We start from the raw sequence: 16,153 nt of genomic DNA on the forward strand, positions 1-16,153 counted from the left end.
TGGGGGAATCAGACCAGCCACCAGAAGAAAAACTCTTGCGAGCTATATTTGGGGAAAAAGCTAGGGATGTACGGGACAATTCTCTGCGAGTCCCCAATGGTGAAAAAGGGCGTGTGGTAGATGTGCGGGTATTTACCAGAGAGCAAGGGGATGAACTGCCACCGGGAGCCAACATGGTAGTCCGTGTATATGTGGCTCAGAAGCGTAAAATCCAGGTTGGTGACAAAATGGCAGGTCGTCACGGCAATAAAGGAATTATTTCCCGGATTTTGCCCATCGAAGATATGCCCTACTTGCCCGATGGTACACCTGTAGATATTGTACTTAACCCCCTGGGAGTACCCAGTCGCATGAATGTGGGTCAGGTATTTGAATGTCTATTAGGATGGGCTGGGGAACACCTAAATGTCCGATTTAAGCTTACTCCCTTCGACGAAATGTACGGCGCAGAAGCATCCCGCCTCACCGTCCATAACAAGCTTAAAGAAGCCAGTGATCAACCTGATAAAGATTGGGTATTTAATCCGGAGCATGCTGGAAAAATTACTGTCTACGATGGTCGCACCGGAGAAGCCTTTGACCAACCAGTCACAGTGGGGCAAGCCTATATGCTCAAGCTAGTCCACTTGGTAGACGATAAAATTCATGCTCGCTCCACCGGACCGTACTCCCTAGTAACCCAGCAACCCTTGGGGGGTAAAGCCCAACAAGGTGGTCAGCGATTTGGGGAAATGGAAGTTTGGGCATTAGAAGCATTTGGAGCATCTTACACCCTCCAAGAATTGCTAACTGTCAAATCAGACGATATGCAAGGCCGCAACGAAGCTCTCAATGCGATTGTGAAAGGAAAAGCCATTCCCCGACCTGGTACTCCCGAATCCTTCAAGGTACTGATGCGAGAACTCCAATCGTTAGGACTCGACATAGCTGTTCACAAAGTCGAAACCACAGAAGACGGTAGTAGCAATGATATGGAAGTTGATTTAATGACCGATTCAGAACGCCATCGAACACCACGCTCACCAACCTATGAATCCCTAAACCAGGAAGAGTTGGTGGAAGAAGAGGAAGCCTAAAAGGTGGGTCTATAGGAGTGTCTGTGAATAGGGAAATAACAAAATTATGAGAAGCCAAATAGAACAGCGGTTTGACTACGTAAAAATTGGTATTGCCTCTCCTGAGAGAATTCGTCAATGGGGAGAAAGGACTCTTCCCAACGGTCAAATGGTCGGTGAGGTGACTAAGCCAGAAACCATTAACTATCGCACCCTCAAACCAGAGATGGATGGGCTGTTCTGTGAGCGGATCTTTGGTCCAGCTAAAGACTGGGAATGCCATTGTGGTAAGTACAAACGAGTGCGCCACCGAGGTATTGTCTGTGAACGCTGTGGTGTGGAAGTGACCGAGTCCCGGGTAAGGCGTCACCGTATGGGATACATTAAACTAGCCGCACCAGTGGCTCACGTCTGGTATCTCAAAGGGATTCCTAGCTACCTCAGTATTTTGCTTGATATGCCCCTGCGGGATGTAGAACAGATTGTCTACTTCAACGCCTACGTAGTACTAAACCCAGGTAATGCAGAAAACCTCAGCTATAAACAGCTGCTCACCGAAGACCAATGGCTGGAAATTGAGGAGCAGCTCTATAGCGAAGACTCAGATCTATCTGGGGTAGACGTGGGGATTGGGGCTGAGGCTCTGCAACGACTTCTACAGGATTTGGATTTAGACGCGATCGCAGAAAAGCTGCGAGAAGAAATTGCCACTTCTAAAGGTCAAAAGCGAGCTAAGCTCATCAAACGGTTGCGAGTCATTGACAACTTTATTGGCACCGGGGCTCAGCCAGATTGGATGGTGCTGAGTGTCATCCCTGTCATTCCCCCCGACCTGCGACCGATGGTGCAACTAGATGGGGGTCGCTTTGCTACCTCTGACTTGAATGACCTCTATCGACGAGTCATCAACCGCAACAATCGACTAGCCCGGTTGCAGGAAATTCTGGCACCGGAAATCATAGTCCGCAATGAAAAGCGGATGCTTCAGGAAGCTGTGGATGCCCTGATTGACAATGGCAGGCGAGGAAGGACGGTGGTAGGGGCAAACAATCGACCCCTGAAGTCCCTCTCTGACATTATCGAAGGTAAACAGGGTCGCTTCCGGCAAAACCTGCTAGGAAAACGGGTGGATTACTCCGGACGGTCAGTGATTGTAGTAGGCCCAAAGCTGCATATCCACCAGTGTGGTTTGCCCAGAGAGATGGCGATTGAGCTGTTTCAACCTTTTGTGATTCACCGCCTGATTCGTCAGGGTTTAGTGAATAACATAAAAGCAGCTAAAAAATTGATTCAACGGGGAGATCCCACTGTGTGGGACGTACTCGAAGAAGTGATTGCAGGTCACCCAGTGATGCTAAATCGAGCGCCAACTCTACACCGATTAGGAATTCAAGCCTTTGAACCGATTTTGGTAGAAGGCCGTGCGATTCAACTGCACCCCTTAGTCTGTCCAGCCTTTAATGCCGACTTTGATGGCGACCAGATGGCAGTACATGTGCCCCTATCCCTAGAATCCCAAGCAGAGGCTAGGTTGTTAATGCTGGCATCAAACAATATTCTCTCACCAGCAACAGGTCGCCCAATCATAGCACCGAGTCAAGATATGGTCTTGGGATGCTATTATCTAACTGCCAAAAATCCAAATGCCACCAAGGGAGCAGGTCGTTACTTTGCTAACCTCGACGATGCAATCAAAGCCTACGAACAAAAGCAAGTACACCTCCATGCCTATATTTGGGTCCGCTATGACGGCATAGTTGACACAGATGAACCAGAAACGGGGATCATTTCTGAAGAATCTTCACCCGATGGTATGGTGAGCAAAGTCTACAAAAACCGGCGAGTAAGGGAAACAGCCGATGGTGAACTTATTTCCCAGTACATCCGCACCACCGCAGGTCGGATCATCTACAACAAAACTATTCAAGAAGCCCTATGGGGCTAGGTAAAAGGTAAGCATTAAGAATTTAGAATGTGTGAATTTAGAATGCGTGAATTTAGAATTTAGAATGAGTAAATTTAATATAATTGAGGATTTAAAATTCAGAATGCCCGAAGGTAGCATTATTCATTCTTAATTATTAATTATTAATTATTAATTCTAAATTCTAAATTATTGATTCTAAATTATTGATTCTAAATTCTTAATTCTAAATTTTTAATTAGTCATCCCCTTCAAAAGCATCATGGCAGATAAAAAAGCTCAAAAAGACTTGATTTTTTATAACCGGATTGTTGATAAAGGCCGGTTGAAAAAGCTGATCTCTTGGGCCTATACCAAATATGGCAGTGCCCGGACAGCCCAAATGGCCGACAAACTCAAAGATCTGGGGTTTCGCTATGCTACCCAGGCGGGGGTTTCTATCAGTGTAGATGACCTGCAAGTGCCACCAGCTAAACGCCAGATGTTAGATGAGGCGGAAGCTATGATTCGTGCCACAGAAGGCCGGTTCACTAGGGGTGAAATTACTGAAGTTGAACGGTTTCAAAAAGTTATTGATACCTGGAACGGAACCTCTGAGGCTCTCAAAGATGAGGTGGTCCGTAACTTCAAAGACACAAACCCCCTCAATTCAGTGTACATGATGGCTTTTTCCGGAGCACGGGGTAACTTGTCTCAGGTGCGGCAATTGGTAGGTATGCGGGGTCTGATGGCTAATCCCCAAGGTGAAATTATTGACCTACCGATTAAGACTAACTTCCGGGAAGGCTTAACAGTAACGGAATACATTATCTCATCCTACGGAGCCCGGAAAGGCTTGGTAGATACTGCCCTGAGAACCGCTGACTCCGGTTACCTCACCCGTCGTCTGGTTGATGTTTCCCAGGACGTGATTGTACGAGACCTTGATTGTGGCACAAGTCGGGGCATCAAAATCGCACCGATGACCGATGGCGATCGCGTTTTAATTTCCCTAGCGGATAAGCTCTTAGGCCGAATTGTAGCAGAGGAATTGGTTCATCCAAAAACCGGGAAAGTAATTGCTAAAAAAAACCAAGATGTATCAGATGAACTAGCCAAAGAGATTGAATCGTCTGGTATTAAAGAGGTAATGGTGCGATCGCCTCTAACCTGTGAAGCCCAGCGGTCAGTTTGCCAGAGATGCTATGGTTGGAGCTTAGCTCATGGGCACATGGTGGATTTGGGCGAAGCGGTGGGGATTATTGCTGCCCAGTCTATTGGGGAACCAGGAACTCAGTTGACTATGCGGACCTTCCACACAGGGGGTGTGTTTACCGGGGAAGTGGCACGCCAGCTCTCTGCTCCCGTTAAAGGTGTAGTAAACTTTGGCAAAAGCCTACGTACCCGCCAAGTTAGGACTCGCCATGGTGATGATCGTCAACAAGTGGAAGTAGCTGGCGATCTGATTTTGCAACCAACTAATGGCTCTGCCAAAACCTTTCCTTTAACAGCGGGCTCTTTGGTCTTAGTCAGTGATGGGCAAACAGTCACCAAGGGTGATCTATTAGCAGAAGTAGCCCTCAGTAAAAGCCGTCCCTCCACAGAAAAAGCGGCTAAGGATGTGGCATCTGACTTAGCCGGGGAAGTAATATTTGCGGACTTAGTCCCTGAGGAAAAAACAGATCGACAGGGTAATACAACTCGCATTGCCCAACGTAGCGGTTTGCTCTGGATTTTATCTGGGGACGTCTATAACCTACCCCCTGGTGCCGAACCGGTGGTGAAAAATGGGGATGCTGTAGAGATTGGGACAGTGCTGGCGGAAACTAAATTAGTCACACTCAACGGTGGTGTGGTGCGACTGACCCCAGGCAAAAGAGAAATTGACATTATCACCGCTTCCGTCCGCTTGGATCAATCACACGTGAGAATGGAAAGCACGGGGGGTCGGGAACAATATGTGATTCACACCGCCGGTAATCAGCACTTTTCCCTGAAGGCAACCCCTGGCACCAAGGTAGTGAACCACCAGGTGGTGGCGGAACTGATTGATGATCAATACTACACTAAAACTGGTGGCATTATTAAATATGCTGGTGTAGAGGTGGCTAAACGGGGTAAAGCCAAGCAAGGTTACGAAGTTACCAAAGGGGGTACCTTACTCTGGATTCCGGAAGAATGCCATGAGGTCAACAAAGATATTTCCCTGCTGCTTGTGGAAGACGGTCAATATGTTGAAGCAGGCACAGAAGTGGTTAAGGATATCTTCTGTCAGTCGTCAGGTGTAGTGGAAGTTGTCCAAAAAAATGATATCCTCCGGGAAATAGTGGTTAAGCCTGGGGCATTTCATCTGGTGGAGAACCTACCAGAGACCATGACTAGTGAGGGTCAGCTGATCTATCCCGGCACCGAAGATTTGCCAGGGATAACGCTAGAAAACCTGTGTTATGGAGAAGCAGTTGACACACCTGATGGTATGGGACTCTTGCTGCGGCCAGTGACGGAGTTTGCTGTACCAGATGAGCCAGCAGTTCCCTCTCAGGCGTCCATTAATACCCAAGACCATTCCAACCAAGGTACCCAAGGAACCGAGATTGAATTGCGAGCCCTCCAACGCATTCCCTATAAAGATGGAGAGCGGGTCAAGTCTGTGGATGGGGTGGAATTACTCCGCACCCAGCTAGTATTGGAAATGAGCAGCCCCGATGCTAGCACTGACCATTCTAGTTCATCCCAGCTCAGTGCTGACATTGAGTTAGTCCCTACTGATGAGGATGAAACCTCTGAGGATATGCGATTACAACTGGTAATCCTGGAGGCTTTAGTGGTGCGCCGGGATACGAATGCAGATCCGTTAGGGGGCAATACCAAAACCCGGATTTTAGTCAAAGATGGGGACGAAATTCCTCCAGGTGCGGTAGTGGCTCGAACAGAAATTCAGTGCAAGGAAGCTGGTGAAATCCGGGGGATTCAAGAAGGATTAGAAGCCATTCGCCGAGTACTGGTGGTCAGGGATGCTGACCGAGTGACAATCCCGATTACCTCTCCTGCCACAGTCAAAGTAGGGGATTTGGTCGTTGGTACCAAGACCCTCGCTGAAGGGAAACCTGCTGGAGAATCAGGTCAGGTGGTTCAGGTAAGGGATGATGCCGTGATCCTGCGACTGGCTCGTCCATACCGAGTTTCTGCCGGGGCAATTTTGCAAATTGACAAGGGAGACTTGGTGCAGCGGGGTGATAACCTGGTACTACTGGTATTTGAACGAGCCAAGACAGGGGATATTATCCAAGGTTTGCCCAGGATTGAAGAACTACTAGAAGCTCGTAAACCCAAAGAAGCCTGTATCTTGGCCAGACGTCCTGGAGAAGCTCAGGTGATTTATGAAGAAGGCGAAACCGTTGATATCAAGGTAATTGAGTCAGACGGAGTCGTGACCGATTACCCGATTTCCCCTGGGCAAAATGCTATTGTTTCCGATGGTCAGCAAGTCGGTACTGCTGAACCCATCACCGATGGCCCAGCTAATCCCCATGAAATTTTAGATATTTTCTTCAACTACTGTCTCGAAAAGAGAGGTGTCTACGAAGCGGCTTTAAAGGGATTGCAACAGGCACAAGCATTTTTGGTCAATGAAGTGCAGTCGGTTTATCAGTCTCAAGGAATTGATATTGCTGATAAGCATATTGAGGTGATTGTTCGTCAGATGACCTCTAAAGTAAGGGTAGACGATGGTGGTGATACCACTATGCTACCAGGAGAACTTGTGGAGTTGCGGCAGATTGAGACAGTGAATGACGCAATGGCCATCACTGGTGGTGCGCCAGCTCAGTATACACCGGTACTACTGGGAATTACCAAAGCATCCCTTAATACGGATTCATTTATCTCTGCTGCTAGCTTCCAAGAAACTACTCGTGTGCTGACAGAAGCAGCAATCGAAGGTAAATCTGACTGGCTCAGGGGTCTGAAGGAAAATGTCATCATTGGACGTCTGATTCCCGCAGGAACTGGCTTCAATGCTTACCAAGAGAGCAATCTTGGTAGTCCAGAACCGGAATTCGACCATGGGAATAGCATGGTCTATGGCTATGGTGAACCCACCGATAGTCCTGAATTACCCCAAGACAACCTTCTTGATGATAATACTGCTCGTGCTTACAACTTAGATGAGCAGAGTAATTTGGCTGCTGATCCTAGCAACTTAGACCTCTTGAATGGAAATTTTCCAGAATAAGGTTTAACTCTCCCCTGGATAAATCCTGGTGAAAACAAGGGCGTCTGATGATAATGAGCTTTTTAAAAGCTTTTCATCAGACGCCCTTACGGTATTATTTAGTATAATTCATTGCTATCACCAGGCTTAAACCTAGCTGTATGCTTAGCTGTCCGGTAAAAGAAGCCCCACGTCCGAACTGAAAGTCGGCGTGGTCAGAAGTATCCGCAAGAATAGGGCTGCCTTGATCATAAAGTTTTAACCCTTTTACGTATAGCCGATCCACCCTAAAGGCTGCCCTAATAAACAGGTTTCATCTCCGGGATGAATTTTACACAGAGTCTTTCGGCATAGGGAAGCGAGCTATCAAGCTTCTAAGTAATTCCGAACAAGTCATTCCTCTCCGGTCAGCTTCCTGTTTGAGTTGCTTTTTCTCAAAACTAGTCAATCTGATCATTAAGTTTTTATCTTTCATTTCGCCTTGACACTTGTAAATACGGTTGCTATCCTAATAATAGGTCGAGAAACAAGAGATAGCAACAATGAGATCAGCGTATCAGTACCGGTTAAGACTAACCAAATCACAGGAAATGGAAATAGAAAGATGGCTAGACATGCTTCGCCATCAATATAACTATCTATTGGCTGATAGATTTAACTGGTACGAACAGAATCGCTGTTCTATTAATTCTTGCCCTCTTGTTTGCCATCTACCAGATTTGAGAGATAATCCAGACTATTTTTCTCAAAAAAAGACTCTCCCTCAATTAAAGAAAGACAGACCTTGGTACAAGGTAGTTCAATCCCAAGTCCTCCAAGACTGTGTCAGAAGAGTCGATCTAGCTTTTAAACGGTTTATCAAAGGGGATAGCAATGGAAAAAAGAGCGGAAGACCTCGCTTTCAAGGGAAAAATAGATATAAGTCATTTACTTTTCCCTGTCTTAGCAAAAACCCTATAAATGGCAATATTTTGACTCTTCCAAAGTTTGGGAAGGTCAAAATGATTTACCATAGACCCATCCCAGAAGGGTTTAAAATCAAGACAGCAACCATAACCCGAAAAGCTGATGGCTATTACGTCACGCTCTCAATTCAAGATGATACCGTACCGGATATCATCCCAGTAGACAGTGTGACCAACCCCGTCGGAATAGACATGGGTCTCAGATCGTTTCTAGTAAAGTCCGATGGCTCAGAGGTACCAATTCCTCAATACTACCGAAAGGCTCAAAAGCGATTAAAAAAAATCCAAAAAGCTGTCAGTAGATCCAAGAAGGGGAGTAACAATAGAAGGAAGGCTGTCAGTAAACTAGGTAAAGCTCACAAGAAGGTTACTGACACTCGAAAAGATTTTCATTTTAAAACAGCAAAAAGCTTACTGGACAATCATGATCTAGTTGCTCATGAAAAATTAAATATTAAAGGCTTGGCCAGAACTAAGTTGGCTAAATCTATATTGGACGCTGGTTGGGGGCAATTCTTGTCGATACTATCAAGCAAAGCCGTTCGCGTAGCGTGGCCTACGGCCTTAAATGCTGGCTTGGTTACAGTTGCAGTGAATCCTCGAAATACCAGTCAGAACTGTTCTAATTGCGGAATCAAAGTACCAAAGAAACTAAAAGACCGCATCCATTCTTGTCCTCACTGTGGATACACAGCGGATCGTGATGTGAACGCGGCAAAAAATGTATTGAAATTGGCGGTAGGGCATTCCGTCAGCAGTAAAGCTTACCGTTCGCGTAGCGTGGCCATAGGCCTTGTAACCGAGGCAATAGCTGGTGTTGGTAAGAAGCCCACACTGAACCTGTAAGGTCAGTGTGGGAGTATGTCACCTCTGGATGCAGTCGCTCATCGGGTTTCAACAGGGCTTAACAAGGTGCAGAAGCAACCCTTGGCACACAGCACCCAATGATTTATAATACACCGGTGCTGCACTAACGTAGTGTCATCTTAAAATAAGAAGAAGGGGTTATCAAAATGACAACTGTAAGTAAAAGTGACAAACTCAAGGAAATACAGGAAGCCTATAAAAAAAGTAATAATTCGATGGCTTATGAGTTGTGTAGAGTATTTGAACAGGTCTGGCAAGTTGCTCCAGATGAATCAGCCTTAGGAATAGCCAATAAGATTATGTCGAAAGATATATCTTATTTTATGTTTGTGTTTGATTTGGACACGGAAGAAGGTTATAGCGAAACTATCAAACAGGCTAGCAAGCAATCATTTAGAAATCGTAGAGAATGGCGTCAAAACTTAGAAGACTTAGAAGGTAAAAAAGAGCTGGAATCGGAAGAAGAGGAAGTTAAGGAAAATTTGTTAAACTTACTAAATGATTCTAGCGCTGATACTGATAGCAAAATCAGAGAAAATTTATTAGAGATAGTAAAAGGTTGTCTTTAATCTAACCAGACCATGACCCGGCTCTCTACTATACCAAAGGGAACAGGGAACAGGGAACAGGGAACAGAGAGTAGTTGATGTAGGGTGGGCAGGGTCGCAGATCGATTTACCAACCCTGCCATAGCGAAAGTAACCACTGCCCACCAAACCATTAATCACAATAGTTGATGTAGGGTGGGCAGGGTCGCAGACCAATTCACCAAGCTAGCCATAGCCAAAGTAACCACTGCCCACCAAAGGATTCATCACAATAGTTGATGTAGGGTGGGCAGGGTCCCAGACCGATTCACCAAGCTAGCCATAGCCAAAGTAACCACTGCCCACCAAAGGATTAATCACAATAGTTGATGTAGGGTGGGCAGGGTCGCAGATCGATTTACCAAGCCTGCCATAGCGAAAGTAACCACTGCCCACCAAAGGATTAATCACAATAGTTGATGTAGGGTGGGCAGGGTCGCAGACCAATTCATCAACCCTGCCATAGCGAAAGTAACCACTGCCCACCAAAGGATTAATCACAATGGTCCGAGATCTCAGTTAAACGGAGAAGAAAAACAGGGGGAAAACGGGCCAGATCAAGGATATTTTAACTAGTCAGTTGTTTCCGAGACGATGTACTAGTCGTTATACAAACATCAAATCCCCTAGCTCATAACCACCAGAAACTACAGCAATAATGTCACGGCCCGAACCTGAATTGACAGCGATAATCCCTTCATCAAAGTCAAAGTTATAGTCGATGCCTCCCGTGAGTTGAATTTTCTCACCAGATTGTAAATCCTCAATTAGAGCGAAGTCATTGAGACCATTAGTTCCTCCTCCCCCGACATAGAAAGGTTTGTTATTCTCTCCAATCACGAATGTATCTTTACCAGTTCCTCCCCTTAAGGTATCCTGTTCATTCATACCTGGATTGTTACTAGTGGGATCTACACCTATGAGGGTGTCATTACCAGAGCCCTCAAACAGCCAGTCATTACCTGAGCCGCCAATCAAAGAGTCGTTACCTGATTGCCCAGACAGAGTGTCATTGCCAGAGCCGCCACGCAGAGTGTCGTTATCATCGCCACCAAACAGATAGTCGTTACCTGAGTCGCCAAACAGAAAGTCCTTACCTGATTCGCCCAACAGAGTATCGTTACCTGAGCCGCCAAACAGAGAGTCGTTACCTGAGCCGCCACGCAGAGAGTCGTTACCTGAGCCACCATCCAGAGAGTCGTTACCTGAGCCACCATCCAGAGAGTCGTTACCTGAGCCACCATCCAGAGTGTCGTTACCAGACATGCCAAACAGAGAGTCTTGACCTGAGCCACCAGACAAACTGTCGTTACCTGAGCCGCCAAGCAGACAATCGTGACCATCGCCTCCCGAAATGGTGTCATGTCCGCCAAGTCCCAGGATTACATCGTTTTTGTCAGTACCCGTGATCTCCTCAGAAGCATTAGTACCAACAATCACGTTAAAACTCCCTGAGAGTCCTTTGCTCGATAATATTACTAACTCTGGCTGATCGGTAACTAAATCTTCTATCTGCGTCAAATTAGCTTCAGTTACTAATGTATCCATAGTCAATTTACTCTTTTTTTCGATATGAACAGCAGTCTAGGAAAGGGATGATTAAGCTCAGCAATGGTTTTGTCGTTTTGCCTAACAGCATTAGCGATGCAGCGCGGTCTTGGGGGTTTCCCCCACTCGCGCTTTGCATCAAGACAGGGAGCAAACCTATTTGTGAACACCATGGAGCTGTCAATCACCCCTTGGCTTAACGACTGTAATTAGATTAGCGATCGCTTTTCTGAAACCTCAACTAAACAGGATTAGCCAGTGATTAGCCTTGAGTGTTACCACTGATTTTGATCCCCTTTGCTGTCAAGCGTTGCTTCAGTCATGACTTCCAGATGTAAATTTTTGTAAAAATCCGCATAATTTCCTGAACTTGACCTGATATTTACTTGGATGGCTTATTTGTAAACTTTTGTAAATAAATTAGCGATGGAGCGCGGTTTTGGGGGTTCCCCCCACTCGCGCTTTGCATCAAGACATGGAATTTGCTGGATTCCCTGTTGAGTCTTTAATACAACTTACAGCCCTTGTAAGTTTTCCATGGTGCTGATCAAACCAGGTCTAAGGTAATACACATTTACTTTGCATCGGCTGATTGGTTGCAATGTGATTCACAGTGAACAGTCAACGGTTGACCGTCAACAATCAACTGGAACCTTGATGTTTAATCCACAGTTTGTAAGGGTTTACAAGTTTATCTCAAGGAAGGCAAGCAAATGGTGCAGGGTGCGTTTTATCCAGAAGATGAACTGTTCTTAGAAGCAGTAAAGCTCTGGGATTTAGACAAGTTATATATAGATATAGGCGAGCAAAAACAGAGGGAAACCCAGAATAAAAGCACACTTACATCAGTGGAAAAAGTGTACTTGAGAGGATTGCTTTGTGGCTACTCCCCAAGACAAATAGCTGAGACTCTCCATCGGAGCTCTAACTCAATCGCTGTTGCCCTCACTAGGGGATTGTATCGGTATGTCGAAGCACTAACTAATCGAGAATTCAATAGCCTTAGTAACTGGAAAGACGTCCCTAAGTGGCTAGAAATTGCAGGATACAAAATGCCTCAGTACCACCATGATTGGGGGGAAGCACCAGAAATTTCTGCTTTTTATGGACGCACTAATGAACTCAACCAACTGCAGCAATGGATTAGTAAAAAGCAATACTCACTAGTAGCAATTCTGGGTATAGCAGGGATTGGTAAAACCACTCTGGCTGTCAAACTTGCAAACAATCTTCAGGGAGAATTTGAATATATTATTTGGCGTAATCTGCGCCATGCTCCACCCCTGAAGCAACTGCTAGTAGAGCTGATTCTATTCCTATCTCACCAGCAATCATTCAACTTACCAGAAGACATCAACTCTCTTATTTCTAGCTTGATAAAATGTTTACAAGAGCATCGGTGTCTGATCGTACTGGATGACGCAGAGAATATTCTACGTCCTGGTGCTATAGCTGGATATTATCAAGCCAACTGTGAAGATTATGGTCAGCTATTGAGACGAGTAGCACAAGAACAACACCAAAGTGCTTTGCTGCTGAGCAGTTGGGAAAAATTTTTACAACTAGAGTTACTGGAGCAAAAAAATAACACTACTACTTCATTAACCCTGAAGGGTTTACCTACAGAAGAAGCTGAGAAAATTTTAGTAGATAACGGGTTGTTTGGAAATACAGAAGAATGGGAAACCCTGATTACCCGTTATCGAGGCAATCCCTTAGCCTTAAATTTAGTAGCGACAACAATCGAAAAATACTTTAATGGCAGTGTCTCGAAATTTTTAAGCTTGAATGAGGTATTTGTTCCTGAGCCAATGAGGTTAATTTTAATTGCAGAGTTGAATCGCTTAGATCACTCAGAAAGAGACGTGATCAAGTATCTAGGGACAAGTACCACACCCGTTTCTAGGGAACAATTGCGCCAGGATAAAACCATTAGCTCGGATTCAAAACTAATCAATGTTTTACAATCCCTCCAGAGGCGTTCACTAATTGAAACATTCACAGACATTAGTCAAACGTTTTTCACCCTATCCCCTGTCGTTAGTTCGGTGATTATTAGTATTAAGTAGTCGAACAAAATTAGGTTTAACTGTCAATAGAGGAAATAGGGAACAGGGAACAGGGAACAGGGAACAGGGAACAGGGAACAGAATGACTTTTGGTGGCTTTAAAAAAGTTGATACAGTTCCGTTTATTTATGTCCATGTGCTTAGTTGAAAGGGCAAAAGACAACAGGAGATACGGAGGAGTCTGGGAAGTTTCGGGAGGGTGGGCAAAGAAGAAGGTATATTTACCCGATTCCCGATTCCCGATTCCCGATTCCCGATTCCCGATTCCCTATTCCCTGGCCATAGTGCTATAACAATTTACCTGAAATTTACTTACACACTAAGTCATTAACGGGAGAGGATTTCTGCAATGGCGAAATGCCAGCTAAATCCAAAATCTGGGGAATCAAGTCTTCTCGCCGGACTGCCATCATGTGAACACCCTGGCACAGTTGCTGTGCGATCTTAACTTGCTCAGCAGCAATTTTTATCCCTTCTTGTAACTGATCATCTGCTGCTGCTAGCCGATCAATAATTTCGTCAGGAATATTAACCCCTGGAACTTTTTTATTAATAAAGTTAGCATTTTTAGCGGATTTGAACAAAAATATCCCTGCTAAAATTGGCTTATTAGTACCAGCCGCAATCTGATCCATAAACTTCTCTAGGCGATCAAAATCACAAATGAGCTGGCTTTGGAAAAACTCTGCTCCCGCCTCTAGTTTCTTTTCAAACCGACTCTGTAAGCCTGACCAACTCTTGAGCTGGGGGTCTACTGCTGCACCAGTAAATAAATCAGTTGCTTGATCAGTAAGGGGCTTATCATTGAAATCAACCCCTTGATTTAGCTTAGTAATTAGTTGCAATAGGCGTACTGATTCTAAGTCAAATACACTTTTAGCATCAGGATGATCACCTGCTTTGACTGGATCACCGGTTAGGGCGAGAATATTACCGATACCTAAAGCATTAATACCCATCAAGTCAGCTTGCAAAGCGATGCGGTTGCGATCGCGACAAGCTACCTGACAAATTGGTTCAATTCCCTGCTGGCGTAAAATCACTGAGGCTGCCCAGGACGACATCCGCATGACTGCCCTAGAGCCATCAGTAATATTGATAGCATGGACTCTATCTTTGAGGGTTTGAGCCATTTGGACCATGTGAGCTGGGTTACCCCCCTTGGGGGGTGCCACTTCTGCAGTAATCAAAAATTCACCGGACTCAACGGCAGTGCGAAACGAATTCTTAGTGGGGTTAGTCATTGGTTATAGTATTTACTTATCTCCAGGAATTAGGTTACAGCAATGAACCCTAATGCAGTTTTCACCCTGGACAAGGTCTGGTTTGCGATCGCTTCCGCTTTTTGTCGCCCCTCTCGCAACACGCCCTCAAGATAGCCCTGCTCTGACCTCACATCGTGATACTTCTGTTGAATCGGCTTGAGCGCTTCAATTGTTACTTCTGTCAGTAAGGGCTTGAATTTGCCCCAACCCATATCCTGACATTCTGTAGCTACCTCTTCCTTCGTTTTCCCAGAAAGCAGGGTATACAAGGTTAGTAGATTCTCACATTCCGGGCGTTCTGGATCATCAAACCATAAGCCTTTAATCGGGTCAGTTTTACAGCGCTTGATTTTCTTTTGAATCTCCTCAGGGGAGTCAAGCACGTTAATCCTGCTCAACTCGGATGGATCAGACTTAGACATTTTGCGCCTGCCATCAGTGAGACTCATGACACGAGCACCCGTTTGCCGGATCATAGGCTCTGGCAACTTTAGCACAAGTTTTTCCTGACTGCCAAACTTGTCATTAACTCGGATAGCGATATTACGAGTCAGTTCGATGTGTTGCTTTTGGTCCTCTCCCACTGGCACTTTATCGGCATCATAAAGTAAAATATCCGCTGCCATCAATACTGGGTAGTCCAGTAAGCCAGTACTGACATTTTCCCCTTGTTTTACCGCTTTTTCCTTGAACTGGATCATTCGCTCTAGCCAGTTAAGAGGGGTAATGCAGTTGAGCAGCCAAGCTAGTTCACTGTGGGCAGGGATATGGGATTGTACGAAGATAGTAGAGCATTCTAAATCAATCCCGCAGGCTAAGTAGAGGGCAGCAATGCTTAAGGTATCTTCTGCTAAAGTGGCAGGGTTATGGGGTACAGTAATAGCGTGTAAATCAACTACACAAAATAGATTATCATACTGACTTTGACCTTCGACCCAGTTGCGGATAGCTCCAAGATAGTTACCCAGGTGAAGATTGCCAGTTGGTTGAACTCCAGATAGAACGCGCTGTTTACCCATGTATGATCGAGTGATTGCTTAAATCGGTTTGCCGAAACGGTATCAGTGTAATCCCATTTTCCCACTGCTTAGGCTAAATTTGGATTATTTTTGCCATTGCTAGGTCGCGAACCTAGGCATCAGTTAAAATTTCTTGCCATTTATGGCAGCTTGGATGAGAAGATAGTGGTGTAAAGATTCTTAATATTTTCTTAATTGGACTTATAGTATGGCTGAAATTCAGTTCTCTAGAGGCATCAAAGAAGAAGTTGTAGCCGACGTACGTATAACTCGCTCGAAAACTGGTCAGACTGGCACTGCAACCTTTTATTTTAACAAGCCTCAAGCTATCGATAAAGACTTTAAGGAAGATATCACCGGAATGTACATGGTTGACGAAGAAGGTGAGATTTCTACCAGTAACGTGAATGGCAAATTTGTTAATGGTGAACCAATGGCTATAGAAGCAACTTACATAATGAAATCTCCAGAGCAGTGGGATCGTTTCATTCGTTTTATGAAACGGTATAGTGAAGAAAATGGACTTACTAAATCCAAACAGGATTAAGCTGAGTTTTTAGTGCTGGGTACTAATCTCTGGTTTGCAGGGTCTGGTTTACAGTTAACCGTCAACCGTCAACCGTCAAAAAAGCTTAGTACTCAGCACTATACCCAAGTCAGAA

12 protein-coding genes and 1 pseudogene are annotated in these 16,153 nt (G+C 45.1%); 8 read left to right on the forward strand and 5 right to left on the reverse strand.

What is annotated here, in order from left to right; genetic code table 11:
• The 5 genes and pseudogenes from F6K52_RS17825 to F6K52_RS17845 all read left to right on the forward strand — a co-directional run.
• Nucleotides 1-1,076 (forward strand): annotated as a pseudogene (locus tag F6K52_RS17825) (DNA-directed RNA polymerase subunit beta); the annotation flags it as partial.
• Between the two features lie 46 nt (nucleotides 1,077-1,122).
• Nucleotides 1,123-3,000 (forward strand): DNA-directed RNA polymerase subunit gamma, encoded by a 1,878-nt coding sequence (locus F6K52_RS17830; RefSeq protein WP_293080156.1) that lies wholly within the window; start codon nucleotides 1,123-1,125, stop codon nucleotides 2,998-3,000.
• A gap of 241 nt (nucleotides 3,001-3,241) precedes the next feature.
• Nucleotides 3,242-7,192, forward strand: coding sequence for a DNA-directed RNA polymerase subunit beta' (locus F6K52_RS17835; protein WP_293080159.1), 3,951 nt, complete (start codon nucleotides 3,242-3,244; stop codon nucleotides 7,190-7,192).
• 521 nt (nucleotides 7,193-7,713) lie between these two features.
• Nucleotides 7,714-8,982 (forward strand): transposase, encoded by a 1,269-nt coding sequence (locus F6K52_RS17840; RefSeq protein ID WP_293080162.1) that lies wholly within the window; start codon nucleotides 7,714-7,716, stop codon nucleotides 8,980-8,982.
• Nucleotides 8,983-9,149: 167 nt separating this feature from the next.
• Nucleotides 9,150-9,572: a hypothetical protein gene (locus F6K52_RS17845; RefSeq protein WP_293080165.1), complete on the forward strand. Its 423-nt coding sequence runs from the start codon at nucleotides 9,150-9,152 to the stop codon at nucleotides 9,570-9,572.
• On the opposite strand, the gene F6K52_RS17850 is transcribed toward F6K52_RS17845, so the two are convergent.
• From F6K52_RS17850 to F6K52_RS17860, 3 genes are all read right to left on the reverse strand, one after another.
• On the reverse strand, nucleotides 9,569-9,724 hold the full coding sequence (locus F6K52_RS17850; protein WP_293080168.1) for a hypothetical protein: 156 nt from the start codon (nucleotides 9,722-9,724) through the stop codon (nucleotides 9,569-9,571). The genes F6K52_RS17845 and F6K52_RS17850 overlap by 4 nt on opposite strands.
• Nucleotides 9,725-9,866: 142 nt before the next feature.
• Nucleotides 9,867-10,091, reverse strand: coding sequence for a hypothetical protein (locus F6K52_RS17855; RefSeq protein WP_293080172.1), 225 nt, complete (start codon nucleotides 10,089-10,091; stop codon nucleotides 9,867-9,869).
• 105 nt (nucleotides 10,092-10,196) lie between these two features.
• Nucleotides 10,197-11,138, reverse strand: a complete 942-nt coding sequence (locus tag F6K52_RS17860) for a calcium-binding protein (RefSeq protein ID WP_293080175.1) — start codon at nucleotides 11,136-11,138, stop codon at nucleotides 10,197-10,199.
• Nucleotides 11,139-11,851: 713 nt separating this feature from the next.
• On the opposite strand from F6K52_RS17860, the gene F6K52_RS17865 reads away from it, so the two are divergent.
• Both F6K52_RS17865 and F6K52_RS17870 read left to right on the forward strand, forming a co-directional pair.
• The gene (locus F6K52_RS17865) at nucleotides 11,852-13,207 is read left to right on the forward strand and encodes an NB-ARC domain-containing protein (RefSeq protein WP_293080177.1); all 1,356 of its coding nucleotides are present in this window, start codon (nucleotides 11,852-11,854) and stop codon (nucleotides 13,205-13,207) included.
• A gap of 128 nt (nucleotides 13,208-13,335) precedes the next feature.
• A complete protein-coding gene (locus F6K52_RS17870; RefSeq protein WP_293080180.1) occupies nucleotides 13,336-13,500 on the forward strand; it encodes a hypothetical protein in 165 nt (54 codons plus the stop codon).
• Nucleotides 13,501-13,515: 15 nt separating this feature from the next.
• Here the strand turns inward: F6K52_RS17870 and F6K52_RS17875 are convergent, their stop codons facing one another.
• Nucleotides 13,516-14,451, reverse strand: coding sequence for a methylenetetrahydrofolate reductase (locus F6K52_RS17875; RefSeq protein WP_293080183.1), 936 nt, complete (start codon nucleotides 14,449-14,451; stop codon nucleotides 13,516-13,518).
• 29 nt (nucleotides 14,452-14,480) lie between these two features.
• Nucleotides 14,481-15,491 (reverse strand): tryptophan--tRNA ligase, encoded by a 1,011-nt coding sequence (trpS, locus tag F6K52_RS17880; protein ID WP_293080186.1) that lies wholly within the window; start codon nucleotides 15,489-15,491, stop codon nucleotides 14,481-14,483.
• Between the two features lie 208 nt (nucleotides 15,492-15,699).
• On the opposite strand from trpS, the gene psb28 reads away from it, so the two are divergent.
• Nucleotides 15,700-16,038 (forward strand): photosystem II reaction center protein Psb28, encoded by a 339-nt coding sequence (gene psb28 / locus F6K52_RS17885; protein WP_293080189.1) that lies wholly within the window; start codon nucleotides 15,700-15,702, stop codon nucleotides 16,036-16,038.
• The last annotated feature ends 115 nt before the right edge of the window (nucleotides 16,039-16,153 follow it).

The sequence above is a fragment of the Moorena sp. SIO3H5 genome (assembly GCF_010692395.1).
Taxonomy (GTDB): Bacteria; Cyanobacteriota; Cyanobacteriia; order Cyanobacteriales; family Coleofasciculaceae; genus Moorena.

Bases quoted from the DNA above. Each gene is read 5' to 3' on its own strand.
- F6K52_RS17830 (WP_293080156.1), top strand. From the start codon at position 1,123: ATGAGAAGCCAAATAGAACAGCGGTTTGACTACGTAAAAATTGGTATT.
- F6K52_RS17835 (WP_293080159.1), top strand. From the start codon at position 3,242: ATGGCAGATAAAAAAGCTCAAAAAGACTTGATTTTTTATAACCGGATT.
- F6K52_RS17840 (WP_293080162.1), top strand. From the start codon at position 7,714: ATGAGATCAGCGTATCAGTACCGGTTAAGACTAACCAAATCACAGGAA.
- F6K52_RS17845 (WP_293080165.1), top strand. From the start codon at position 9,150: ATGACAACTGTAAGTAAAAGTGACAAACTCAAGGAAATACAGGAAGCC.
- F6K52_RS17850 (WP_293080168.1), bottom strand. From the start codon at position 9,724: ATGGTTTGGTGGGCAGTGGTTACTTTCGCTATGGCAGGGTTGGTAAAT.
- F6K52_RS17860 (WP_293080175.1), bottom strand. From the start codon at position 11,138: ATGGATACATTAGTAACTGAAGCTAATTTGACGCAGATAGAAGATTTA.
- F6K52_RS17865 (WP_293080177.1), top strand. From the start codon at position 11,852: ATGGTGCAGGGTGCGTTTTATCCAGAAGATGAACTGTTCTTAGAAGCA.
- F6K52_RS17870 (WP_293080180.1), top strand. From the start codon at position 13,336: ATGTCCATGTGCTTAGTTGAAAGGGCAAAAGACAACAGGAGATACGGA.
- F6K52_RS17875 (WP_293080183.1), bottom strand. From the start codon at position 14,451: ATGACTAACCCCACTAAGAATTCGTTTCGCACTGCCGTTGAGTCCGGT.
- trpS (WP_293080186.1), bottom strand. From the start codon at position 15,491: ATGGGTAAACAGCGCGTTCTATCTGGAGTTCAACCAACTGGCAATCTT.
- psb28 (WP_293080189.1), top strand. From the start codon at position 15,700: ATGGCTGAAATTCAGTTCTCTAGAGGCATCAAAGAAGAAGTTGTAGCC.